Consider the following 22,574-nt stretch of genomic DNA (forward strand, 5'->3'; position numbering starts at 1 on the left):
GGGGCTTAAAGGAAGGCTGAGGAAAAGTCTATTCCGCGGCGGCAAGAACCTTGCGTTCGCGCGCGGCCCGAAGCCGTGCGAAATCGTCGCCGGCATGGTGCGAGGAGCGCGTCAGCGGGCTGGAAGAGACCATCAGGAAGCCCTTGGAATAGGCGACGGTCTCGTAGGACTTGAACTCCTCCGGCGTCACGAAGCTCATGACGGCATGGTGCTTGCGGGTCGGCTGGAGATACTGGCCGATGGTGAGGAAATCGACATCCGCCGTGCGCAGGTCGTCCATGAGCTGGAGCACTTCGTTGCGCTCCTCGCCGAGGCCCACCATGATGCCCGACTTGGTGAACATGGTCGGGTCCAGCTCCTTCACGCGCTGCAGGAGGCGGACGGAGTGGAAGTAGCGTGCACCCGGACGAACCGTCAGGTAATTGCCCGGCACGGTCTCCATGTTGTGGTTGAAGACGTCAGGCTTGGCCGCAACGACACGCTCCAGCGCGCCCGGCTTCTTCAGGAAGTCCGGCGTCAGGATTTCAATCGTCGTCAGCGGCGAGGCTTCGCGGATCGCCCAGATCACCTTCTCGAAATGCTCCGCCCCGCCATCGGCGAGGTCGTCGCGGTCGACGGAGGTGATGACGACGTGGGAAAGACCCATCTGCTTGACGGCCTTGGCGACGTTCTCCGGCTCCGCCATGTCGAGTGCATTCGGCTTGCCCGTCGCCACGTTGCAGAAGGCGCAGGCGCGGGTACAGATCTCGCCCATGATCATGAACGTCGCGTGCTTCTTGTCCCAGCACTCGCCGATGTTCGGGCAGCCGGCCTCTTCGCACACTGTCACCAGCTTGTGGGAGCGCACGAGATCGCGCGTTTCCTGATAGCCCTTGGACACTGGCGCCTTGACGCGGATCCATTCCGGCTTGCGCAGCACTTCCGTGTCGGGCCGATGGGCCTTTTCCGGGTGGCGAACGCGCGGGGCGTTGGGATCAAGATTGGTGCGGTCGAGAATGGTGACCATGTCGATTCCACTTTCCTGTGGGGCGCCAACACCCCTTGCGGACCGGAAATTAGCGGGCCCGCCTCCATGTGGAGGCGGGCTTTAGCACGTTCAAGCGTTCAGTGCACGCCCATAGGCATCGAGCACGCTTTCCTTCAGCGTTTCCGAAATGGTCGGATGCGGGAAGATCGTGTGCATCAGTTCTTCCTCGGTCGTCTCCAGATTCATGGCGATGACGAAACCCTGGATGAGCTCGGTCACTTCCGCGCCGACGAGGTGCGCGCCGAGCAGTTCACCGGTCTTCTTGTCGAAGATCGTCTTGACGAGACCCTGGTCTTCGCCGAGCGCGATCGCCTTGCCGTTGGCGACGAAGGGGAAGCGGCCGACGCGGATGTCGCGACCCTGTTCCTTGGCCTTGGCTTCCGTCAGGCCGACCGAGGCGACCTGCGGATGGCAATAGGTGCAGCCCGGGATCTTCGACTTGTCCATCGGATGCACGTTCGGCAGGCCCGCGATCTTCTCGATGCAGATGACGGCCTCATGCTCCGCCTTGTGGGCCAGCATCGGCGGACCGGCGACGTCGCCGATCGCGTAGATGCCCGGTACGTTCGTCTTGCCGTAACCGTCGATGGCGATGAAGCCGCGGTCGGTCTTCACGCCGACGGCTTCAAGGCCGATGTTTTCCACATTGGCCTGAACGCCGACGGCGGAGATCATCCGGTCGGCGGTGATCTTCTCGACCTTGCCGTCCTTCATCTCGACATGGGCGGTGATCGAGTTCGCACCCTTCTCCACCTTGGTGACCTTCGCCTCCAGATGGATCTTCATGCCCTGCTTTTCGAACTGCTTCTTGGCGAGTGCGGAGATTTCCGCATCCTCGACCGGCATCACCGTCTTCATCACCTCGACAACCGTCACATCGACGCCGAGCGTGCGGTAGAAGGAGGCGAATTCGATGCCGATGGCGCCCGAGCCCATGACGAGCAGCGACTTCGGCATCTCTTCCGGCTTCATCGCCTCGAAATAGGTCCAGATCAGCTTGCCATCCGGCTCGATGCCGGGCAGTGCGCGCGGACGCGCGCCAGTGGCGATGACGATATGCTTTGCGGTGTACGTGCCTTCGGGAAGAACATTCTTCGGCAGCGGCGCCTGCGGCTGCTGGATCGCCTTGGTCGTCTTGGACACGACGATCTCGCCCGGCTTGGTGATCTTGGCTTCACCCCAGATGATATCGACCTTGTTCTTCTTCATCAGGAAGCCGACGCCGCCGTTCATGCGCTGGGCGATGCCGCGCGAGCGGGCAACGATCGCCTTCAGGTCCGGCGTCACCGAGCCTTCGATCTTGATGCCATAGTCGCCCGGATGCTGGGCGTAGTGGAATATCTCGGCCGAGCGCAGCAGCGCCTTGGTGGGAATGCAGCCCCAGTTGGAGCAGATGCCGGCGAGATGCTCGCGCTCGACGATGGCCGTCTTCAGGCCCAATTGCGCCGCGCGGATCGCGGCGATGTAGCCGCCCGGACCCGAACCGATAACGATGACGTCGTAGGCATTCGACATGAGCGCTTCCACTCCTCTGTTGTTCTTCTGCGCCACAGTCGGCCAACCGCCGCCACGGCCTTGACGAGAAGCGGAAGCACTCCGCCCCTCAGGGAAGCTGCTCGACCTTTTCCGGCCGCATCAGCATCCCGTAGATTTCATCCTTGAGCCGCATCCTCTCCTTCCGCATGTCGGCCATGTGGAAGTCGGCGACGGGCTCGATATCCGTCTCGGCGCGGTGGATCGCGAGATTCACCGCTTGATACTCCTCGGAAATCCGGTGGAAATGACCATCGACCTCGCGCAGGTGGCGGATCTTGGCCAGGTGCTCCGGAAATTCCTCTGCCAGCTGGTGCGGGGTATTCGGCATGTCCATCTCCTTCTTCTGATGATGGTGCCAGCCTAGCGCGCCCGCGCCTTCACTCCTTGATCCCGATCAAAGCCCGAGCATCATGCGCACGACCGGCTCGAGACCCTTGCCGATCGCCCGCGTGTTCTTCGCATCGAGATGCACGCCGTCGAGCGGCGTGGTCTCGGCCACCGCGCCCGCATCGAAGAAGCCGCAGCCGGCTTCGTCCGCCAGGTCCGCATAGAGCGTCGCCAGCATCGCCGATTGTTCCACGCCGCCGGCGAACATCGCCGCAAAGGCGGTGTTCGCGGTTTCGCACAGCGGCGGCGGGGAGACGATCAGCACCTCCGGCCCCTCCTGGTCACCGAACGACCAGGCATGGTGGCGCACGAGCGACACCAGCCGCTCCATGCCCTGCACGGCGCCGAAGGCGGTGCCGCAAACGACCGGCTTCATGTCATTGGCGCCGAGCAACAGGATGACGAGGTCAATCGGATCGTGGCTGTGCAGGATGGTCGGCAGGATGCGCGCGCCGTTGCGGTCGCAGTCCGCCATGTGGTCGTCATAGGCGGTGGTGCGGCCGTTGAGGCCCTCCGCGATCACGGTGACACCCGGTCCGAGGGCCTTGGCGAGCACGCTCGGCCAGCGATCCTCGAAGGCGTGCCGGTCGAGCGTTTCCGCTTTGTAACCCCAGGTCAGGCTGTCGCCGTAGCAGAGAACCGTCTTCATGGCCGCACTCCGCTATCAGACGAGCATCCCCATCGGGCTCTCGATGTAGCGCTTGAAGGCGCCGAGCAGTTCGGCACCCAGCGCGCCATCGACGCAGCGGTGGTCGGTGGAGAGCGTGACCGTCATCGCGTTGACGATGACCATCTGGCCCTTCTTGACCACCACCCGCTCCGTGCCCGCGCCGACAGCCAGGATCGTCGCATGCGGCGGGTTGACGACCGCAGCGAAGTTCGAGACGCCCATCATGCCCATGTTGGAGACCGCGGTCGTGCCGCCCTGGTATTCCTCGGGCTTCAGCTTGCGTTCCTTGGCCCGCTTGCCGAGATCCTTCATCTCGTTGGAGATGGCCGACAGGCTCTTCAGCTCCGCCTTGCGGATGATCGGCGTGATCAGGCCGCCCGGGATGGAAACGGCGACACCGACATCCGCGTGCTTGTGCTTGACCATGTTCGTGTCGGTCCAGGAGACGTTGGCATCCGGCACGTCACGCAGGGCGAGTGCCATCGCCTTGATGACCATGTCGTTGACCGAGAGCTTGTAGGCCGGCTTGCCGTCCTTCTCCGGCGCGGAACCGTTGATCTGGGCGCGCAGCGCCAGCAGCGCATCGAGCTCGACGTCAACGGAGACGTAGAAGTGCGGGATCGTCTGCTTGGATTCCTGCAGGCGCTTGGCAATGGTCTTGCGCATGCCGTCATGCGGCACGAGCTCGTACGAGCCCTGCTCGAACAGCTTGAGCACGGCCTCTTCCGACATGCCCTTGGGGGCCGCGGCGGGCGCTGCGGAGGCGGCGGCAGCCGGGGCTGCTGCGGCGGCGGCGGGCTTGGCACCGCCGGAGGCGATCGCCTTCTCGACATCGCTCTTCACCACGCGGCCGTGCGGGCCGGAGCCGGAGACCGACTTGATGTCGACGCCGGCATCCCTGGCGATACGCCGGGCGAGCGGCGAAGAGAAGAGGCCGTTGCCGACGAAATGACCGTTGCCGGTGCTGGCAGCGACAGCAGCCGGCGCGGCTGCGGCCGCGGGCTTCTCTGCTTCCTTCGGCGCTTCGGCCTTGGCCTCGGCAGGCTTGGCTTCCGCCTTCGGCGCGGAACCACCGCCGGCAGCGGCTGCCGACACATCTTCACCGTCGGCGGCAAGGACGGCGATCAGGCTGTTGACCTTGACGCCTTCAGTACCGGCGGGCACGACGATCTTGGCGACAACGCCCTCGTCGACGGCCTCGACTTCCATCGTCGCCTTGTCGGTCTCGATCTCGGCGATGACGTCACCGGATTTCACGGTGTCGCCTTCCTTGACCAGCCACTTGGCGAGGTTGCCCTCTTCCATGGTGGGCGAGAGGGCGGGCATCGTAATGTTGATCGGCATTTCGGCGCCCTCCCCTTATTTGTAGCAGACGGTTTTGACCGCCTGGACGACTTCGCCGACATTCGGCAGCGCCAGCTTTTCGAGGTTCGCGGCGTAGGGCATCGGAACGTCCTTGCCGGCAATCGTCAGGATCGGCGCATCGAGATAGTCGAAGGCCTGCTGCATGACGCGGGTCGCGATCTCGGTGCCGACGGAGGACTGCGGATAACCCTCTTCGACGACGACGAGGCGGCCCGTCTTCTTGACGGATTCGATGACCGTCGGCAGATCCATCGGGCGGATGGTGCGAAGGTCGATCAGCTCGACGTCGATGCCGTCCTTCTCCAGTTCCGCAATCGCCTTCAGCGCGTAGGTCATGCCGATGCCGAAGGAGACGACGGTGACGTCGTTGCCCTTCTTGTGGATGCGCGCCTTGCCGATCGGCAACACGAAATCGTCCATCTTCGGCACATCGAAGCTCTGGCCGTAGAGGATTTCGTTTTCGAGGAAGATGACCGGGTTCGGGTCGCGGATCGCCGCCTTCAGGAGACCCTTCGCGTCGGCCGCCGTGTAGGGCATGACCACCTTGAGGCCCGGAATGTGACTGTACCAGGCGGCATAGCACTGCGAGTGCTGGGCCGCGACGCGCGCTGCAGCGCCATTCGGGCCGCGGAAGACGATCGGCGCGCCCATCTGGCCGCCGGACATGTAGAGCGTCTTGGCCGCGGAGTTGATGATCTGGTCGATCGCCTGCATGGCGAAGTTGAAGGTCATGAACTCAACGATCGGCTTCAGGCCGGTCATCGCCGCACCGACGCCGACGCCGGCAAAGCCATGCTCGGTGATCGGGGTGTCGATAACGCGGCGGGCGCCGAATTCCTGCAGCAGGCCCTGCGTGATCTTGTAGGCACCCTGGTATTCGGCGACTTCCTCGCCCATGACGAAGACGTCGTCGTCGCGGCGCATCTCTTCCGCCATGGCGTCGCGCAGCGCTTCGCGCACCGTCGTCGCCACCATTTCGGTGCCGGCCGGAATATCCGGATCAGCGGCAACTTCGCCCTTCGGCTGCGCCGGAACGGGCGCGGCAGCGGCGGCAGGTGCCGGCTCGACGGCCTTCGGCGCCTCGGCTTCAGCGGGCTTGGCGGCTGCCTTCGGCGCGGCGACCGCGTCGGCGCTCTCGCCGTCCTGCAGCAGCACGGCGATCGCCGTGTTCACCTTGACGCCCTCGGTGCCGGCGGCGATCAGGATCTTGCCGATCACGCCTTCATCGACGGCCTCGACTTCCATCGTCGCCTTGTCGGTTTCGATTTCGGCAATCACGTCGCCGGACTTGACGGTGTCACCCTCGTTCTTCACCCATTTGGAGAGCGTACCCTCCTCCATGGTCGGAGACAGGGCGGGCATGAGAATCTCGATTGGCATTGGTGTCCCTCCCCGGATTACAGCAGGATGTCGGTGTAGAGTTCGGATGCATCCGGCTCCGGATCGGCCTGCGCGAAATCGGCGCTGTCGGCGACGATGTCACGGACGTCCTTGTCGATCTGCTTGAGATCGTCCTCGCTTGCCCACTTGTTTTCCAGAAGGCGGGCGCGCACCTGCTCGATCGGGTCGTGCTCGGAACGCATCTTCTGCACTTCGTCCTTCGAACGGTACTTCGCCGGGTCGGACATCGAGTGACCGCGATAGCGGTAGGTCTGCATCTCGAGGATGACCGGCCCCTTGCCCGAGCGGCAATGTTCGACGGCTTCATCGGCAGCGGCCTTTACGGCACGCACATCCATGCCATCCACCTGGTAACCGGGGATGTTGAAGGATGCGCCGCGATGCGAGAAATCGGTCTGGGCGGAGGCGCGCGAAACGGACGTGCCCATGGCGTAGCGGTTGTTCTCGATCACGTAGACGACCGGCAGCTTCCAGAGAGCGGCCATGTTGAAGCTCTCGTAGACCTGGCCCTGGTTGGCAGCGCCGTCGCCGAAATAGGCGAGCGAGACATTATCGTTGCCGCGGTAGCGGTTGGCGAAGGCAAGGCCCGTGCCGAGCGAAACCTGCCCGCCGACGATGCCGTGGCCGCCATAAAAGTTCTTTTCCTTGGAGAACATGTGCATGGAGCCGCCCTTGCCCTTGGAAAGGCCGCCACGACGTCCGGTCAGTTCCGCCATCACGCCGCGCGGGCTCATGCCGCAGGCGAGCATATGGCCGTGGTCACGATAACCCGTGATGACCTGGTCACCTTCCTTCAGCGCCAGCTGCATGCCGACGACGACCGCTTCCTGGCCGATATAGAGGTGACAGAAGCCGCCGATGAAGCCCATGCCATAGAGCTGGCCAGCCTTTTCCTCGAAACGCCGGATGAGCAGCATTTCGCGATAGGCGTGAAGATCGTCTTCCTTGGAGAACTCGGCAATCGTGCCGCCGGTGAAGTCTTTCTTTGCAGGCTTTGCCGCGGTTTTGCGGCTGGACGTGGACGCGGTTTTACGCGGAGCCATTCGTTCCTCCCTATGTTTGCCTCTTGGAGGAAACCATAGGGGAGAAAGCCCGCCTCAGCAATGCCATAAATGCATGGCTTATATTCTTCCCAACCCATTGATTAGTAAGGCATATTTACGATTAACCAGATTTCGGTTAATCGACTTCTTCAATGGAAAATAACGATTTCGTCGGCTCTGGACATGTTGAGATAGGAGCGTGCTTTTTCGTCGAGCATGTCACGCTCGAGCGAGCCATCGCTCATCAGGGCCACCTCTTTTTCCAGGATCTGACGCTGCCGCACGAGGACGTCCAGGCGCGCCTGACGCTCTACTCTCTGCCGTTCGAGCTCCTCCATCCCCCTGAGGCCGAAATCGCCATGGACGGAATGATAGCCGAAGTAGGAAAGGAATGCGACTGTAATCACCGGCAACGCCAGCCGGCCGAATTTCCGCTTCTTATGGTGTTTGGTCCACATGCACAGCAGTCCCGATACGCAATACGGGTACGACACTAGCGGCAAGCGGTTAACCGACCATTGACCATGATGGTTGGGCAAAGAAAAAACCGCATCTGCCGATGCGGCCCCGGTTTTTCCGTTGAAAGGCCGGTGCCGTCAGGAGCCGAGACAGAGCAATCGCATTTGGAAGGAAGCCGCTGCCTCATTCCCCTTCTCCCCACGGGGGGAAAGTGCCGGCAGGCGGATGAAGGGGATGGCAAAGGCGCAAATGATCCGTCCCCCCCCTCATCGACCCCTTCGGGCCACCTTCTCCCCACCGGGAGAAGGAAAGAAAGGCACTGTCGAATTCCCTATGCGATTGCCTGAAGGCTCAGGCGTCGAGCATTTCCCGCACGGCCTCGGCAAGCTGCTTCAGAGAGAACGGCTTCGGCAGGAAGCCGAACTTGGCGTCCGCCGGCAGGTTGCGGGCAAAGGCGTCCTCGGCATAGCCCGAGACGAAGATGAACTTGAGGTCCGGATAGGTTTTCCGCAGCTCGCGCAGCAGCGACGGACCGTCCATCTCGGGCATGACCACGTCGGAGACGACGATATCGACGGCACCGTTCAGCTCTTCCATGATGTCGAGCGCCTCGACACCGGACCCGGCCTCGTGGACGGTGTAGCCGCGGGTCTCCAGCATGCGCTTGCCGCCGCGCCGCACCGCTTCCTCGTCCTCCACGAGCAGCACCACGGCCGAACCGCCGGTAAGGTCGCGCGGCTCCTTGTCCGCTTCCCGCGCGGCCACGGCCGTCGATTGACCGCCGGCCTGCGACAGTGCCTGCACCGCGCCCGCCGCTTCCGCCGGCACCACCTCTTCGATATGGCGCGGCATGAGGATGCGGAAGGTCGTGCCACTGCCGACTTCGGAATCGAGATAGATGTAGCCGCCGGACTGCTTGACGATGCCATAGACCATCGAAAGGCCCAGCCCTGTGCCCTTGCCGACTTCCTTGGTGGTGAAGAAGGGCTCGAAGATCTTGTCGATGATTTCGGGCGGGATGCCGGTGCCCTGGTCGGCCACGTCCACTTCCACATAGTCACCCGGCGGCAGATCGCGCAGGTTCCGTGCCGCCGCCTCGTCGGCCTCCACATTGCGGGTGCGGAAGGTGATGGTGCCGCCCTCCGGCATGGCGTCGCGCGCATTGACCGCAAGATTGATCAGCACCTGCTCGAACTGGCCGAGATCGGTCTTCACCGACCAGAGGTCGCGGCCATATTCGACATCGATCTTGACGTTGGTGCCGGTCATGCGATCGACGAGCATGCGCAGGTCACCGATGACGTCGGTGAGGTTGAGCACGGTCGGGCGCATCGTCTGCTTGCGCGAGAAGGCAAGCAGCTGGCGCACCAGCACCGCCGCCCGGTTGGCGTTGCGCTTGATCTCCATGAGATCGGCAAAGCTCGCATCGGACGGGCGCGCGGACAGAAGCAGGTGGTCGGAGGAAAGCAGGATCGCCGTCAGCACGTTGTTGAAGTCGTGCGCGATGCCGCCGGCGAGCGTGCCGACCGCATTCATCTTCTGCGTCTGCGCCATCTGCGTCTCGAGCGCCTTCTGCTCGGTGATCTCGACGGCATAGACGATGGCCGCCTCCTCCGGCGCCTCGTCGCTCTGGTCGATGACGGCGTTCACATAGAAGCGGAAATGCCGGCCGTCGTCGGCCGGATGCAGCGAGTCGATCGGCGCGATGTCGCCCTGCCGGTCCTTCGCGGCATCGAGCGCCGATTGCAGGCGCAAGCGATCCGTCTCGTGCACGATGGTCTCGAGCTTGGCGCCGCGGTCGATATCGTCGCGCGAGACGACGCCCGAGAACAGCTTCAGGAATGGCGCGTTGGTGCGCAGGATCCGGCCGCCGCCATCGACCGAGGCGATGGCCATCGGCGTGTTGTTGAAGAAGCGCGTGAAGCGCATGGAGGCAATCGAGGCGGACTGATCGTTCGCGCTCCCCTCCTCGCGCGCAAGAACGATGGTGCGGCTTTCGCCGGGCGCCCCGTCGCGCGTCGTGGAAACGCGGTGCACGATGCGCACCGGAAGGCTCTGGCCGTTCGTCTTGCGCAGGTCGAGATCGAGCAATTCGGTGCGCTTCAGGCCAGGCTCGGCCTGCACGGACTGGATAAGCGCCAGCCCCTCGCCCGCCACCATCTCGGCGATCGACAGCGAGCCGGGATGGAACTTCGCAAGATCGATGCCGAGCCATTCGGCAAGCGTCGCGTTCAGGTAGACGATCTCGCCCTTGCGGCCCGCGGAGAAGAAACCAGCCGGTGCATGGTCCAGATAGTCGATGGCGTTCTGCAATTCCTTGAAGAAGCGCTCCTGGTCGTCCCGCTCGGAGGTGATGTTGGAAATCTGCCAGATATAGAGCGGCTGCTTCGGCTTGTCGCGGTTCGGCAGGATACGCGCCTTAAGGCGATACCACTGCGCGCCCGAGCCGCCGGAGCCGGCCGGGTTGAGCGGCTTCTGGACGCGGAACTCCTCGGCGCCTTCCTTGCCTTCGTGCAGTCCGTTGGTCAGGCGATAGACGGCTTCGGTCGCGTCGCGATTGCGCGACAGCAGGGTCTCGAGCGTCTGCACCTCGGCAGCGCCGTTCGCCCCCGTCAGCGCGCCATAGGCCGCATTGGCGTAGACGATGCGGCCCTTGCGGTCGGTGACGACCGTGCCATCGGGATGCGCATCGAGAAAGGCGCGTGCCAGATCATCCGAGCGCGCCGCCTGCGGCATGACCTCGATGAAGCCGATCAGCGCGGAAACGACGAAGAAGATGCCGGCCATCGCGAGAACGCCGAGAACTCCGAGCACGAGCTCGTTGTCGAGCTGGTTCTTGAAGACGATGAACGCCCCCGCCGAAGCCGCCAGCACGACCGCGAGCAGCACCACACGCAGCGCCACCGCCGACCGCACGCCGCGGTCCACGATCGGCACATTATCCCCGTCCGGCCGCTTCATCGTCGTCATCAGTCCCTCGTCTGCAACAGTCCGGGTCTTGCGCTTGACCCGAACCCGATGCCAGAATCATGTTTATCCGCACGAGGGAAGCGCAAAAAGCCGTCGAGGGGAAGCAAGGCCGCGAATTCACAGGGAATATTCCCGGCTCAAACATCGCAATTTCCCTAACCTGCCATACTTACGCGACGATGACGACGGCAATCCGTGCTGGACAACCGGTATACCGCGCTTGTAGGACCCCGGGAAAAGCCGTCAAATGCAGCCAATCGGCCCGAAAGGCCGAACTGCTGGGCCAAAACTGCTGAGAAGGAGTGACCGCGCCATGTTCCAGGAGATTCTCGCAGAGAACGGCACGAAGTTCGTCATCGCCGCGGTGGTGGTGCTGCTCGGCCTTCTCTGCCTCGCGCTGGTGCTCTGGATCATCCGGGGCCGCCCCTCCTCGCCCTTCATCCGCGGCGGGCGCAACCGTGCGCCGCGCCTTGCCGTGCTCGATGCCGCGGCAATCGACACGCGCCGCCGCCTCGTCCTGATACGCCGGGACGACGTGGAACACCTCCTGATGATCGGCGGCCCGACCGACATCGTCATCGAAACGCGCATCGCCCTCCCGTCGGCTGACCATACCCAGCCAACGGAAAAGACCAACCAGAGGACCGAGCGTGCCGAGCCCGCACCGGTGCTGCAGGAAACAGTGGCGAAGGCGGCCGAACCCGCGATCGCCGCCCGCACCACCGCCTCGGCCGGTGCTGTCGCATCGACCAACGGCACGGTGGAGCGCCGCCCGGCGGCAACGCCGGAGGGCGTCTCGGCGATGACCAGGGTGCTCTATGCCGGTGAGGACGACACCGCTCCCCGCACCACTCCGGCGCAGGCGGTGAGCCAGCCGGTCCAGACGACCCAGCAGGCGCAGACGGCCATGCAGCAGCGTACGCCGGAGCGCCGCATCGAGGACGTCCTCGAACAGAACCGCCAGCGCGTCCTGCCCCAGTCCACGGTAACGCACACGACACAGGCGACCGCCGGCCAGACGGTGCAGCGCCCGATGGCGACGCCGACGCTCGCCAAGCCGACGCCCCAGCTTGCCGACAACCCGGCGCTGGTCAGCGAGTTCGAAAAGATCCTGGAGGCCGAGATGGCCAGCAGTGCCGCCGCCGGCACGACCGCTCACACAGCCGCCCAGCCGACGCTCAACCCGACGCAGACCGCCGCCACGATCGGTCATGGACAGCCCGTCGCAAAGAGCCGCGAGGAAACGGAGGCGGAGATGGCGCGCCTGCTCGGTGAAATTGCCGCCAATCGCAAGGCGTAAGACAACCGGTCCGAACCGCACAGAAAAAAGCCGCTGGAAACACGAGGTTTCCGGCGGCTTTAATTTTGGTCTTGCCAGCACCGAACAACACGAAACCTGCCGGCACCGGAAACATCCGGTGTTCGATTACCGCGAAGCCTGCCCTCGGACCTCCTCAGATCCGCAGGAAAGGTCTACTCGTCGCGATACACCTTCTCCCGACGCTCATGGCGCTCCTGCGCCTCGATCGAAAGCGTGGCGATCGGGCGGGCGTCGAGACGCTTGAGGCCGATCGGTTCGCCTGTTTCCTCGCAGTAACCGTAAGTGCCTTCGTCGAGACGTTGCAGCGCCGCATCGATCTTGGAGATCAGCTTGCGCTGGCGGTCACGTGCCCGAAGTTCGATGGCACGGTCGGTTTCCGAAGACGCCCGGTCCGCAAGATCCGGATGATTGGCGCTTTCTTCTGCCAGATGGTCGAGGGTTTCGCGCGCTTCGCGCAGGATGTCGTTTTTCCAGGCGTTCAGCTTTGCTCGAAAGTAAGCCCGCTGGTTTGCGTTCATGAATTCATCGCCCTCATCGAGGACGAAATTGCTAAGATCGATCTTCTCACTCAACGCGATTCTCCTGAAGAACATCTCAAGGCGCGCTGTATATCCCCACGGGTAACGTGTTTCAAGCCTGTAGAAACTTACCCACGGTTTTTCGCGTCTGCCTCTGTTTTGAACCTTGCCAGACTAATATTTCATCAAGATTACAACGGGATGGCAAAATCGGCCGCCAAACATCCCCGTCGCCTCGCCCAAAGGGCGCTCTATCGCCTGTCTGTCGCATCGTCCTGCACCAAATATAGGCACGCGATTGCCGATCCGGGATAAGGGTAGGACGATTTTCTTTCGCGAACCTGTAGCGCCCTGGATTCAGACTTATTTTAGCAACTCATGCTTTTCTCTTGCCGTAAGGGCAGGAGCACGCATTGATGTTCAGCAGGGCAAAGGCCATTCTTTCGATCGAATCCGGCAATCCGGAGCTCGTCCAGGCGCAGCTTGCCGCCTTTACCAAGCAGGTGCCGCTGCTCTACTTCATGCTGGTGACGAATACTGTCGCCATCACCGTCACCCATTTCGGCACCGCTCCCGTCTCTCTCACCCTCTACATTCCCTCCGCGCTCTATGCCATCAGCCTGTTCCGCCTCGTCCACTGGTGGTTCAGCCGCAACCGGCGCTACACCCATGCGGAGGCGGTCGGCCGGCTGCGCTCGACCTATCGCCTGACCGCACTGCTCGGCGCCGGCTTCTGCGCCTGGTCGCTCAGCCTCTATCCCTATGGCAACGCCTACCAGCAGTCCCATGTCGCCTTCTACATCGCCAACACGGTCGTCGGCTGCATCTTCTGCCTGATGCACCTGCGGGCGGCCGCGCTCGCGCTGACGGCCATCGTGCTCGGCCCGTTCACCATCTTTTTCGGCACTTCGGGCAATCCGGTCTTCACCGCGCTCGCTCTCAATGTCGCACTCGTCACCGTCGCCATGGTGTTCATTCTCTTCACCTACTACCGGGATTTCGGCGCCCTCATCCAGTCGCAGAAGGAGCTGGAGGCGCGCCAGGCGGAAACCCAACGCCTCAGCGACGAGAACCATCGCCTCGCCAATCTCGACAGCCTGACCAACCTGCCCAACCGCCGCCAGTTCCGTGCCGAGCTCGAAACGAGGATCGCGCGGGCAGAGAAGAACCGCACCGGCCTCGCCCTCGGCCTTATCGACCTCGACGGTTTCAAGCCCGTCAACGACACCTTCGGCCACGGCATCGGCGACAAGCTGCTCGTCGAGGTCGGCGAACGGCTCCTCGCCTTTGCCGGCCAGGGTCTGTTCCCGACCCGCCTCGGCGGCGACGAGTTCGGCATCATCTTCGAGGGCAAGGCCTGCGCAGAGCGGCTCCATGCAATCGGCGACGAAATCTGCGCGGCCCTCCAGGAACCCTATGTCTTCAACGGACAGACAGCACGCGTTTCCGGCTCGCTCGGCATCTCGATCCTCGGTGATGCCGGCACCACGGCCGACAGGCTCTTCGATCGCGCCGACTTTGCCCTTTATCTCGCCAAGCAGAATTTTCGCGGAACGACGGTCGTCTTCTCCGCCGAGCACGAGGCCGAGATCAACGAGCAGGGCCGCATCCAGCAGGCGCTGCGCGCCGCCGATTTCGAGAAGGAGATGTACCTCGTCTTCCAGCCCATGGTCGATGCGGACACGAACGGCATCTCCGCCTATGAGGCACTTGCCCGCTGGCAGAGCCCGACCCTCGGCAACGTGCCGCCCGGTATCTTCATCCGTGCAGCCGAGCGGGCCGGCATCATCGGCCGGCTGACGGAGATCCTGGTGCAGAAGGCGCTGGCGGCCACACGGAGCTGGCCGGATCACATCCGCCTCTCCGTCAACCTGTCGACCCGCGACGTCGTCTCCAACAAGACCGTCGATGCCCTGCTCGAGATCATCGCGCAAAGCGGTGTCGACCCGGCCCGCCTCGACATCGAGGTGACGGAGACGGCCGTCATGCGCAACTTCACGCTCGCCGCCGACAACATCCGCCGTTTCGCCGAGCGCGGCATCGGCATTGCGCTCGACGATTTCGGCACGGGCCATTCGAGCCTCAACTACGTGCACAAACTGCCGCTCACCAAGATCAAGATCGACCGCAGCTTCATCGTCGATATCGCCACGAACGAACGCAGCCGCAGCATCGTCAAGACGATCGTCGACCTCTCCCGCAACGTCGGCTGCGTCTGCGTTGTCGAAGGCATGGAGACCCATGAGCAGGTCGCTGCGCTACGCGGCCTCGGCTGCCGCATGATGCAGGGCTACTACTTCGCACGGCCAGAGCGGCTGGAACACACGCTGGCCTATCAGGCGCCATCCGACACGATCGTGAACGCGCCCGTGCGCAAAACCGGTTGATCTTTCCCGCAAGGACAGACATGAAGTCGGAATGCGGCACGGATCGTTTGCTGCAGGCGGATGGAGGACACACTTGGCATCTCTCGGCACGCCGGCCTTCCGGCTCTACATCCTTCGTCACGCCCGCGCCGCCTGGGCCGAGCCCGGCCAGTCGGATTTCGACCGCGCCCTCGACGACGATGGCTTTGCCGAAGCCGAGGTGATCGCCGAGGAAGCCGCCGACCAGGGCTACAGGCCGGACCTCATCATCTCCTCCACCGCGGTTCGTTGCCGCCAGACTGCCGAGCCTTTCCATCGCTCGGTGAGCGAGGAGCTGACCATCGATTATGTCGATTCCCTTTATTCCGGCACGGTCGACACCTATGCCGAACTCGCCTTCGCGAACCGGCAGGAGACCGCCGTGATGATCGTCGGCCACAATCCGATGATCGAGGAATTCTTCCACCGTCTCGTCGGCAAGGAGATCGCCGAGACCGCCGCCCCCTTCGGCTATCCGACAGCAGGCCTTGCCATCCTGGATTTCGACGAGCGCCCGACCGAAGACAACTATGCCGGTGCCTGCCTTGCCGGCTTCATGACACCGCGCCCGGCGCATTGAGGCGCAGCGCGATCCCTCGGGGCCGCCTCTTGATTTTCGGCATCGCGCTGGCGCAAAACCGCTGCAGATTCCTGCGTGACATGGTTTGCGTGAAAAGGCGGCCTCTTTTTCCGCCGGATTTCGTTTCCTATATCGCCTTCGATGCTGGAAAGAGACCTTGCCCCCTAGCCTGACCACCTTCACCGACGAAGCCCTGCTCGCGCTCGACGCGCTGACCGGCCGCGCCACCAACCTCGTCAACCCGTCGATCCGCCTCGGCGTGACGGGCCTGTCGCGCGCCGGCAAGACCGTCTTCATCTCCTCGCTCGTCCACAACCTGCTGAATGGCGGCCGCCTGCCGCTGTTCGAGGCAGGGCGCTCGGGACGTGTGTCAAAAATCCGGCTGGAGCCACAGCCGGACGACGCCGTGCCGCGCTTCCAGTACGAGGACCATATCCGCGCGCTGGTCGCCGACCGGCTCTGGCCAGATTCGACCCGGGCCATCTCGCAGCTTCGCCTGACACTCGATTATGAAAGCGCCTCCGGCTGGGGTCGCCTGCTGTCACCCGGAAAACTGTCGATCGACATCGTCGACTATCCCGGCGAATGGCTGCTCGACCTGCCGCTGCTCGCGCAGGATTTCCGCACCTTCAGCGCAAACACCGTGGCGCTCGCACAGTCCGGCATCCGCGCGGAGCTCGCGCGCGACTGGCTGGCGCTGTCGGCCACCATCGACCCGGCAGCTTCAGCCGAGGAAGCGACCGCACGCACGCTGGCAGAAGCCTTCACCGCCTATCTGAGGGCCTGCAAATCCGACGAACGTTCGCTCTCCACCCTGCCGCCCGGCCGTTTCCTGATGCCCGGCGACCTCGAAGGTTCGCCCGCCCTCACCTTCGCCCCCCTGCCGAACCTGCCGGAAGGCCGCCCGGACAGGGGATCGCTGCATGCCATGATGGAGCGCCGCTACGAGGCCTACAAGACGCATGTGGTGCGCCCGTTCTTCCGCGAACATTTTGCCCGGCTCGACCGGCAGATCGTGCTGATCGACGCCCTTCAGGCCATCAACCGCGGCGCCGAGGCCGTACACGACCTGGAGCGCGCGCTCGGCGACGTGCTCGATTGTTTCCGCGCCGGCACGAACAGCTTTCTGTCCTCCTTCGTGACACGCCGCATCGACCGCATCGTGATTGCCGCCACCAAGGCGGACCATCTGCACCACGAAAGCCATGCGCGGCTGGAGGCCGTCACCCGCCGCCTCGTCGAGCGCGCCATCGAGCGCATCGGCATGAGCGGCGCCGGCATCGAGGTGATGGCGCTCGCCTCCGTGCGCGCCACCCGCGAGGCGACCGTCAAGCACGATGGCGAGGACCTGCCGGTCATCGTCGGCGTGCCCATGGCCGGCGAGCGGATCAACGGCGAGACCTTCGACGGCGAACGAAAAACAGCTATATTTCCCGGGGACTTGCCGAAGGATCCGGATTCACTTTTCAAGGAACTTGAATCCGTTCCTGAAGGCGAGGCGCCGCATCTCCTGAACTTCGTGCGCTTCCGCCCGCCGCATATCGAGGAGACGGGCGGCGGCCTGAAACTGTCCGTGCCGCACATCCGCCTCGACCGCGCACTGCAATACCTGATCGGAGACCGGCTCGCATGAACGACCGTCCGCGCAAGCCCGCCGCCTTCGCTTTGCCCGCCGGCTCCCCGCAGCCATCCGAGCATGCAAAGCCCCGTGCGCCCGCCGCCTTCGACGACGCCGTCACGCTGACGCCGGATGCCGAGGATCCCTTCATCGCCACCACCGCCGACCTGCCGGATCTGGCACCGCCGATCGCCACCCCGCGCAAGCGCCGCCTCACCCTCGGCCGCATAGCCCTCGGCGCGCTCGGCCTCCTCGTCTCGCTCGCCGTCGGGCTCTGGGTCGATTCGCTGATCCGCGATCTCTTCAGCCGCAACGACTGGCTCGGCTATCTCGCGATCGCCGCTGCCGCGATCGCGGTTCTCGCCGTCTTCGGCCTTGTCGCGCGCGAACTGATCGGCCTGCGCCGTCTCGCCGCCGTGCAGGACCTCAAGCACGACGTCGCCGAAGCCGCCCTGTCGCCAAGCCCGTCGGTCGGCCGCGCCATCCTCGCCCGCCTCGTGCATCTCGTGGCCGCCCGGCCGCAGACGGCGCGCGGGCGCGCGCGTCTCGCCGAGACCGAAGGCGAGATCATCGACGCGGCCCACCTCGTCGACCTTGCCGAACGCGAATTGATGGCGCCGCTCGACCGCGAGGCGCGTGCGCTGATCCTCGGCGCGGCCAAGCGGGTCTCCATCGTCACCGCCGTCAGCCCGCGGGCGCTGGTCGATCTCGGCTATGTCATTTACGAGAGCAGTCGGCTGGTGCGCGGCATGGCGGAACTGTACGGCGGCCGTCCCGGCAAGATCGGCATGCTGCGCCTGATGCGTGATGTCATCGCCCATCTCGCCGTTACCGGCTCCATTGCCATGGGCGACAGCCTGGTGCAGCAGGTGCTGGGCCACGGGCTCGCCTCGAAACTTTCCGCCCGGCTCGGCGAAGGCGTCATCAACGGCCTGATGACGGCGCGAATCGGCATTGCCGCCATGGATCTCTGCCGGCCCATGCCCTTCCGCGCGCTGAAACGGCCCGGCATCGGCGATTTCATCGGCGACCTTACACCGAGCATGACGAACGGCCGGCGCGACGACGCCTGACCCCCGGCACCGTGCATCATTCGCGACGCGCAGGCGGGGTCCTGGAACTGTGGGCTCGTTGCAACACCCCGGTTTTCAGGGCCTGCATGACCGGTAAATGACGAAGGGCAAGACGCCCGGAAACCGTCCATTAACCATTTTCGCGCAAATCTCGTAGCACACAAGCAGGCCAGATGGCCGTCGCCCATCAAGGATCGTTCATGTACTCGCGCACCTCTTTGATCGCCCGCGTCTCCGTAGCGGCCTTCCTCGCAGCCACCGTCATCGCGCTTCCCGCCTCGGCCGGCTCGCGCGACAAGGCGTTCTTCGAGCAGGTCACCGGCAGCTGGCAGGGCAAGGGCGAGATCGTCGCCGGCAAGTACAAGGGCACCAAGTTCGCCTGCGACCTGACGGGCGACACCGCACCCGCCAAGGGCGCCGGCATCCAGCTCGAGGGCTTCTGCCGCGTCGGCGTCTTCAAGCAGCCGATGTCCGCGCTCATTACCAAGTCGGGCAGCACCTACAAGGGCAAGTTCCTCGACGGCGCTTCCGGCAAGGGCCTCGACATCACCTCCGGCCAGGTCAACGGCGACAAGGTGGTCGTCGGCATCAACCGCCAGAAGCTGAACGGCGCGATGATCGCGCGTCTCGAAGGCGACAACAAGATGAACATCACCATCTCGGTGAAGGTCGAGAACAAGATGGTGCCGGTCATCGGCGTCTCGCTCGACCGCAATCTCGACGACATCGCCGTCGGTTCGATCAAGTAACCTTCCACCATTCCGGGCCGACGCTCGCCGGCTCGATGCCCGCGACATCCGCATCCTCCAGCCAGGACCTCACCGTGCGCCCCCCGACCGCAAGGTCGGGCGCAACGTCGGCAAGCGGCATCAGCACGAAGCCGCGCCCCGTCATGCGCGGATGCGGCAGCTCCAGCCGCCCGCCGGATTGCGCCACGCCCTCATAGGTCAGAACATCGATATCGATGGTGCGCGGACCCCAGCGCTCCTTGCGCTCGCGCTTCATGTCACGCTCGATGGAAAGGCAGGTGTCGAGCAGCGGCTCGGGCGCAAGCGTCGTCTCCACCAGCGCACAGGCATTGAAGAACCAGTCCTGGTCGGTCTTGCCCCAGGGCGGCGTGCGGTAGAGCCGCGAGACGGCCGTCACGCGGCAGTCCTCCCGCGCGTCGAGCGCCTGCAACGCCTCGGCCATGGAGCGCACGGGATCGCCGATGTTGCCGCCAAGACCGAGCGAAGCCCGGCGGAAAGGCTCAGACGGCATGATCGACCGTCACCTGCACATAATCCAGCACGCCGGGCACCGGCGCGTTCGGCTTGCGCACCGTAATGCGGGCACGGGAAATCTGTGGGAAGCGGGCACAGAGCACGGTGGCGATCTCCTGTGCCAGCGCCTCGATGAGATAGCGCCGCTGGCCTGTGACGATCTTCTCGATCTCCTGGAAGGCGACGCCGTAATCGACGGTCGATTCGATCGCGTCGTCGGAAAGCGGGCGCAGCGGCCGCACCTCCAGCTCCGCATCGACGAAGAACCGCTGGCCGAGGAATTCCTCGGCGTCATGTAGGCCATGGCGGGCGAAGAAGGCACAGTTCTTGAGCGTGATCGTGTAGGTGGTGGTCATGGTCTTTCCTGTCTGGCTGCCTGTCTGTCAGGCGCGCGCCTCGCGCGCCGTCACCTTGCGCCTTGCGTCAAGCATAGCATCCGCCATTGCCAGCGCATCCCTGTTGATTGCGACATCGTGCACCCTGAAGACCGCCGCACCGGCAGCCCGCAGCAGCGCGGTCGTGGCGGCAGTGCCGGCATCCCGGCCTTCCGCCTCGCGCCCCGTGACGGCGCCGACGAAACGTTTGCGCGAGGTGCCGGCCAGGATGGGCAGTTCGAAACCGAAAAGCTCGCCGAAACGCGCCATCAGTTCGAGATTTTCCTCCGTATCCTTGGCAAAGCCAAAACCGGGATCGAGTACCATCGCGTCTCGCGCGACACCCGCCTCCCGGGCGATCTCCAGCGAGCGACCGAGGAAGAGATACTGGTCCCCCACGACATCCGGCTGCTTCTGGCGGTCGCGGCCGGTATGCATGATGCACAGCCCCGCCCCGGTCGCGGCGGCAACGCCGGCAATGTCGGGTTCGCGCTGCAGGCCGTGCACGTCGTTGACGATATGCGCCCCGGCCGCGACGGCCAGCCGCGCCGTCTCGGCCCGATAGGTATCGACCGAGATGATCGCATCCGTCGTAGCTGCAAGCGCCTCGAGAACGGGCAGAATACGGTCCTGCTCCTGCGCTGCCGACACGGAAGCCGCGCCCGGTCGGGTGGATTCTCCGCCGATATCGACAATCTCCGCCCCCTCTTCGAGACAGAGCATGGCCTGCGCCACCGCCTTGTCCGCGCTGTCGAAGCGACCGCCATCAGAAAAGGAATCCGGTGTAACATTGACGATCGCCATCAAAATGCCACGCGGGCCGAGCTCCAGGGAGCGCCCGTGGGCGAGCGCCCAGCGAAAGGGCTCGAATGGTGAAAACATGGCGGTTTTCCTCGCAGTTGGCGACAGCGCCTTGGACATCTCCTAGACACCCTTAGCTTTAAATCAACGGATTTGACGCTAAGGCTATCGAGCGGCGTCCCGGATAGGGTGTTGCGCTCGCCGAGCCTATGCCCCAAGCTTGGGGGAAGTTCAACCGGCGCTTTCGGCCGGTTTCCACACCGGATGTCCCGGTGGCGAAAGGAATGCTGACTGAATGACGACCATCGCTCGCCTGATGGCCCTTGCCGCCCTCGCCTGCCTCGCGTCCCAGCCCGCCCGCGCCGAGACCATCACCTCGAAGACCTTCGCCTATTTCTCCGTCGGCGGACGCACCGCGGCCGAACTCGACGAGGAACTGTCGAAGCGCGGTCCGATGATGAAACACAGCGGATCGCGCCATCCCGGCGCCACCCGCATCAAGTGGGGCGGCTCGGTCACCTATGTGCGCCGCGGCAGCCGCTGCGCGGTCGGCGAGTCGCGGGTGACGCTCTCCACGGAGATCATCCTGCCGCGCTGGAAGCACCGCAAGCGTGCCACCCCGTCGCTCGCGCTGATCTGGGATACGCTTTCGAGCGACATCAAGCGCCACGAGGAACGCCACGCCGAAATCGCCCGCACCCATGCCCGCAGCCTGGAGCGCACGCTGAAAGCCCTGCGGCCCGAGGCCGACTGCGAACGCATGCAGGCGCGGGTCGATCGGGTGACGGCGGATGCCGTAACGAAACACGACGCCGACCAGGCCCGTTTCGACCGCATCGAATCGAAGAACTTCAACGACCGCATGATGCGCCTTCTGGTGCACCGGCTGAAGAACCGCGCCGAGTAAAGGCGCACCGCGCCGGCAGGTATATCTTGAAGGAGTTTTAATGGAACGGGACCGGGCCAAGGCACGGAGGCGTTTCCATGCATGAAATGACTGGTTAGTTTTAGCGATAGCGCAATTCCGCAAATCGCCGTATGTTTATATAAACAGTGAACGGGAAGACGACTTTCCTTCCCGAAGTTGCATGAAGCGGTTTGTAACAGGTTCTCCTGGCGCGTCCTTATCAAAGCAGCAGGTGTCTCCTCCCTCTCCTGCCTGCGATGCGCCCTCCTGGCCTCGCTCGTCCTGACCGACCGGCGAGGCTCTTTTTTTGCCCTTCTATTCTTGCAGGCGAGCAGAACCCGGCGATCTCTTCTTCACGCGCAAAGAAGAGGCGAGAAGAGGCCGGCCGAAACCAAATCGGCTTCGGCCGGTACTTCCGACAATCTGAAGGAAAAGATGTCAGGCCTGGCGTTCGGGAACGTGGACCACGAGCCCGTCAAGCGCATCCGACATCTTGATCTGACAGGAGAGCCGCGAGGTGGGGCGCACCTCGTAGGCGAAGTCCAGCATGTCCTCTTCCATCGCTTCCGGCGGGCCGACGGTCGCGCTCCAGGCATCGTCGACATAGACGTGACAGGTCGCGCAGGCGCAGGCGCCGCCGCACTCGGCCTCGATGCCGGGCACGGAGTTGCGCACGGCGTTTTCCATGACCGTGGAGCCGTTGGCGACATCCAGTTCGTGGCGCGTGCCGTCAAAGGCGACGATGGTGAGTTTGCTCATGATGGCTTCCGGATCCTCAAGACTGCCCGGGCGGGCGAACGAACGGCCGGCGGAAGGATGGTCGAACGCGCCGGTTTTCCGCGGACGTTTCCAACAAA

21 protein-coding genes are annotated in these 22,574 nt (G+C 64.2%); 7 read left to right on the forward strand and 14 right to left on the reverse strand.

The features are described 5' to 3' along the window. Positions 1-28: 28 nt before the first annotated feature. The 9 genes from lipA to cckA all read right to left on the reverse strand — a co-directional run bounded on the left by lipA (position 29) and on the right by cckA (position 10,858). Positions 29-1,006 (reverse strand): lipoyl synthase, encoded by a 978-nt coding sequence (gene lipA, locus AKG11_RS05360; protein ID WP_050743190.1) that lies wholly within the window; start codon positions 1,004-1,006, stop codon positions 29-31. 90 nt (positions 1,007-1,096) lie between these two features. Next, positions 1,097-2,542, reverse strand: coding sequence for a dihydrolipoyl dehydrogenase (gene lpdA / locus AKG11_RS05365; protein WP_050743191.1), 1,446 nt, complete (start codon positions 2,540-2,542; stop codon positions 1,097-1,099). Positions 2,543-2,630: 88 nt separating this feature from the next. After that, a complete protein-coding gene (locus AKG11_RS05370; RefSeq protein WP_023513282.1) occupies positions 2,631-2,891 on the reverse strand; it encodes a YdcH family protein in 261 nt (86 codons plus the stop codon). Between the two features lie 66 nt (positions 2,892-2,957). Continuing rightward, positions 2,958-3,599 carry an SGNH/GDSL hydrolase family protein gene (locus tag AKG11_RS05375; protein WP_023513283.1) on the reverse strand — a complete coding sequence of 214 codons (642 nt, stop codon included), beginning with the start codon at positions 3,597-3,599 and terminating at the stop codon, positions 2,958-2,960. A 15-nt stretch (positions 3,600-3,614) separates the two neighbouring features. After that, positions 3,615-4,964 carry a pyruvate dehydrogenase complex dihydrolipoamide acetyltransferase gene (locus tag AKG11_RS05380; RefSeq protein WP_024271075.1) on the reverse strand — a complete coding sequence of 450 codons (1,350 nt, stop codon included), beginning with the start codon at positions 4,962-4,964 and terminating at the stop codon, positions 3,615-3,617. A gap of 15 nt (positions 4,965-4,979) precedes the next feature. Beyond that, positions 4,980-6,365 (reverse strand): pyruvate dehydrogenase complex E1 component subunit beta, encoded by a 1,386-nt coding sequence (locus AKG11_RS05385; RefSeq protein WP_050743192.1) that lies wholly within the window; start codon positions 6,363-6,365, stop codon positions 4,980-4,982. Positions 6,366-6,382: 17 nt separating this feature from the next. After that, positions 6,383-7,429: a pyruvate dehydrogenase (acetyl-transferring) E1 component subunit alpha gene (gene pdhA, locus AKG11_RS05390; protein ID WP_023517283.1), complete on the reverse strand. Its 1,047-nt coding sequence runs from the start codon at positions 7,427-7,429 to the stop codon at positions 6,383-6,385. Positions 7,430-7,578: 149 nt separating this feature from the next. Then, positions 7,579-7,887 carry an FtsB family cell division protein gene (locus AKG11_RS05395; RefSeq protein WP_023516821.1) on the reverse strand — a complete coding sequence of 103 codons (309 nt, stop codon included), beginning with the start codon at positions 7,885-7,887 and terminating at the stop codon, positions 7,579-7,581. Between the two features lie 352 nt (positions 7,888-8,239). After that, entirely contained in the window at positions 8,240-10,858 is a 2,619-nt protein-coding gene (cckA, locus tag AKG11_RS05400; RefSeq protein ID WP_050743193.1) for a cell cycle histidine kinase CckA, read from the reverse strand. Between the two features lie 313 nt (positions 10,859-11,171). On the opposite strand from cckA, the gene AKG11_RS05405 reads away from it, so the two are divergent. Continuing rightward, complete coding sequence (locus tag AKG11_RS05405; protein WP_023516819.1) at positions 11,172-12,158, forward strand: flagellar biosynthetic protein FliO; 987 nt, start codon at positions 11,172-11,174, stop codon at positions 12,156-12,158. 173 nt (positions 12,159-12,331) lie between these two features. Here AKG11_RS05405 and dksA read toward each other — a convergent pair whose 3' ends face one another. Then, positions 12,332-12,751 (reverse strand): RNA polymerase-binding protein DksA, encoded by a 420-nt coding sequence (gene dksA, locus AKG11_RS05410; protein ID WP_024271077.1) that lies wholly within the window; start codon positions 12,749-12,751, stop codon positions 12,332-12,334. 362 nt (positions 12,752-13,113) lie between these two features. Between dksA and AKG11_RS05415 the strand changes: the two genes are divergently transcribed. The 5 genes from AKG11_RS05415 (at position 13,114) to AKG11_RS05435 (ending at position 19,122) form a co-directional block, all read left to right on the forward strand. Beyond that, complete coding sequence (locus AKG11_RS05415) at positions 13,114-15,084, forward strand: putative bifunctional diguanylate cyclase/phosphodiesterase (protein ID WP_050743194.1); 1,971 nt, start codon at positions 13,114-13,116, stop codon at positions 15,082-15,084. Positions 15,085-15,157: 73 nt separating this feature from the next. Beyond that, on the forward strand, positions 15,158-15,682 hold the full coding sequence (locus tag AKG11_RS05420) for a SixA phosphatase family protein (protein ID WP_157255822.1): 525 nt from the start codon (positions 15,158-15,160) through the stop codon (positions 15,680-15,682). Between the two features lie 157 nt (positions 15,683-15,839). Further along, positions 15,840-17,315, forward strand: a complete 1,476-nt coding sequence (locus AKG11_RS05425; protein WP_050743195.1) for a YcjX family GTP-binding protein — start codon at positions 15,840-15,842, stop codon at positions 17,313-17,315. Next, the gene (locus AKG11_RS05430) at positions 17,312-18,373 is read left to right on the forward strand and encodes a YcjF family protein (RefSeq protein ID WP_050743196.1); all 1,062 of its coding nucleotides are present in this window, start codon (positions 17,312-17,314) and stop codon (positions 18,371-18,373) included. The genes AKG11_RS05425 and AKG11_RS05430 overlap by 4 nt, the downstream gene beginning before the upstream one ends. A 200-nt stretch (positions 18,374-18,573) precedes the next feature. Then, entirely contained in the window at positions 18,574-19,122 is a 549-nt protein-coding gene (locus AKG11_RS05435; protein WP_037408409.1) for a hypothetical protein, read from the forward strand. On the opposite strand, the gene folK is transcribed toward AKG11_RS05435, so the two are convergent. The 3 genes from folK to folP are packed head-to-tail and all read right to left on the reverse strand — an operon-like array spanning position 19,115 to position 20,891. Continuing rightward, positions 19,115-19,633 carry a 2-amino-4-hydroxy-6-hydroxymethyldihydropteridine diphosphokinase gene (gene folK / locus AKG11_RS05440; RefSeq protein WP_023512199.1) on the reverse strand — a complete coding sequence of 173 codons (519 nt, stop codon included), beginning with the start codon at positions 19,631-19,633 and terminating at the stop codon, positions 19,115-19,117. The two genes, AKG11_RS05435 and folK, sit on opposite strands and share 8 nt — an antisense overlap. Then, complete coding sequence (gene folB / locus AKG11_RS05445; protein WP_023512200.1) at positions 19,623-19,991, reverse strand: dihydroneopterin aldolase; 369 nt, start codon at positions 19,989-19,991, stop codon at positions 19,623-19,625. Before folB ends, folK begins: the two co-directional genes overlap by 11 nt. Positions 19,992-20,018: 27 nt before the next feature. Beyond that, positions 20,019-20,891: a dihydropteroate synthase gene (gene folP / locus AKG11_RS05450; protein WP_050743197.1), complete on the reverse strand. Its 873-nt coding sequence runs from the start codon at positions 20,889-20,891 to the stop codon at positions 20,019-20,021. A 214-nt stretch (positions 20,892-21,105) separates the two neighbouring features. Between folP and AKG11_RS05455 the strand changes: the two genes are divergently transcribed. Next, positions 21,106-21,717: a DUF922 domain-containing Zn-dependent protease gene (locus AKG11_RS05455; protein ID WP_050743198.1), complete on the forward strand. Its 612-nt coding sequence runs from the start codon at positions 21,106-21,108 to the stop codon at positions 21,715-21,717. Between the two features lie 438 nt (positions 21,718-22,155). Here AKG11_RS05455 and AKG11_RS05460 read toward each other — a convergent pair whose 3' ends face one another. Next, positions 22,156-22,476, reverse strand: coding sequence for a 2Fe-2S iron-sulfur cluster-binding protein (locus tag AKG11_RS05460; RefSeq protein WP_023512203.1), 321 nt, complete (start codon positions 22,474-22,476; stop codon positions 22,156-22,158). Positions 22,477-22,574 lie beyond the last annotated feature (98 nt).

Source organism: Shinella sp. SUS2 (assembly GCF_001262505.1).
In the GTDB taxonomy this organism is placed as follows: domain Bacteria; phylum Pseudomonadota; class Alphaproteobacteria; order Rhizobiales; family Rhizobiaceae; genus Shinella.

What these genes read in the sequence shown, in the direction of transcription:
- AKG11_RS05395 (WP_023516821.1), bottom strand. Translation starts at nt 7,887, where the DNA reads ATGTGGACCAAACACCATAAGAAGCGGAAATTCGGCCGGCTGGCGTTG.
- AKG11_RS05430 (WP_050743196.1), top strand. Translation starts at nt 17,312, where the DNA reads ATGAACGACCGTCCGCGCAAGCCCGCCGCCTTCGCTTTGCCCGCCGGC.
- AKG11_RS05415 (WP_050743194.1), top strand. Translation starts at nt 13,114, where the DNA reads ATGTTCAGCAGGGCAAAGGCCATTCTTTCGATCGAATCCGGCAATCCG.
- lipA (WP_050743190.1), bottom strand. Translation starts at nt 1,006, where the DNA reads ATGGTCACCATTCTCGACCGCACCAATCTTGATCCCAACGCCCCGCGC.
- AKG11_RS05370 (WP_023513282.1), bottom strand. Translation starts at nt 2,891, where the DNA reads ATGCCGAATACCCCGCACCAGCTGGCAGAGGAATTTCCGGAGCACCTG.
- folB (WP_023512200.1), bottom strand. Translation starts at nt 19,991, where the DNA reads ATGACCACCACCTACACGATCACGCTCAAGAACTGTGCCTTCTTCGCC.
- pdhA (WP_023517283.1), bottom strand. Translation starts at nt 7,429, where the DNA reads ATGGCTCCGCGTAAAACCGCGTCCACGTCCAGCCGCAAAACCGCGGCA.
- AKG11_RS05455 (WP_050743198.1), top strand. Translation starts at nt 21,106, where the DNA reads ATGACGACCATCGCTCGCCTGATGGCCCTTGCCGCCCTCGCCTGCCTC.
- AKG11_RS05380 (WP_024271075.1), bottom strand. Translation starts at nt 4,964, where the DNA reads ATGCCGATCAACATTACGATGCCCGCCCTCTCGCCCACCATGGAAGAG.
- cckA (WP_050743193.1), bottom strand. Translation starts at nt 10,858, where the DNA reads ATGACGACGATGAAGCGGCCGGACGGGGATAATGTGCCGATCGTGGAC.
- AKG11_RS05405 (WP_023516819.1), top strand. Translation starts at nt 11,172, where the DNA reads ATGTTCCAGGAGATTCTCGCAGAGAACGGCACGAAGTTCGTCATCGCC.
- folK (WP_023512199.1), bottom strand. Translation starts at nt 19,633, where the DNA reads ATGCCGTCTGAGCCTTTCCGCCGGGCTTCGCTCGGTCTTGGCGGCAAC.
- lpdA (WP_050743191.1), bottom strand. Translation starts at nt 2,542, where the DNA reads ATGTCGAATGCCTACGACGTCATCGTTATCGGTTCGGGTCCGGGCGGC.
- folP (WP_050743197.1), bottom strand. Translation starts at nt 20,891, where the DNA reads ATGTTTTCACCATTCGAGCCCTTTCGCTGGGCGCTCGCCCACGGGCGC.
- AKG11_RS05435 (WP_037408409.1), top strand. Translation starts at nt 18,574, where the DNA reads ATGTACTCGCGCACCTCTTTGATCGCCCGCGTCTCCGTAGCGGCCTTC.
- AKG11_RS05375 (WP_023513283.1), bottom strand. Translation starts at nt 3,599, where the DNA reads ATGAAGACGGTTCTCTGCTACGGCGACAGCCTGACCTGGGGTTACAAA.
- AKG11_RS05460 (WP_023512203.1), bottom strand. Translation starts at nt 22,476, where the DNA reads ATGAGCAAACTCACCATCGTCGCCTTTGACGGCACGCGCCACGAACTG.
- AKG11_RS05385 (WP_050743192.1), bottom strand. Translation starts at nt 6,365, where the DNA reads ATGCCAATCGAGATTCTCATGCCCGCCCTGTCTCCGACCATGGAGGAG.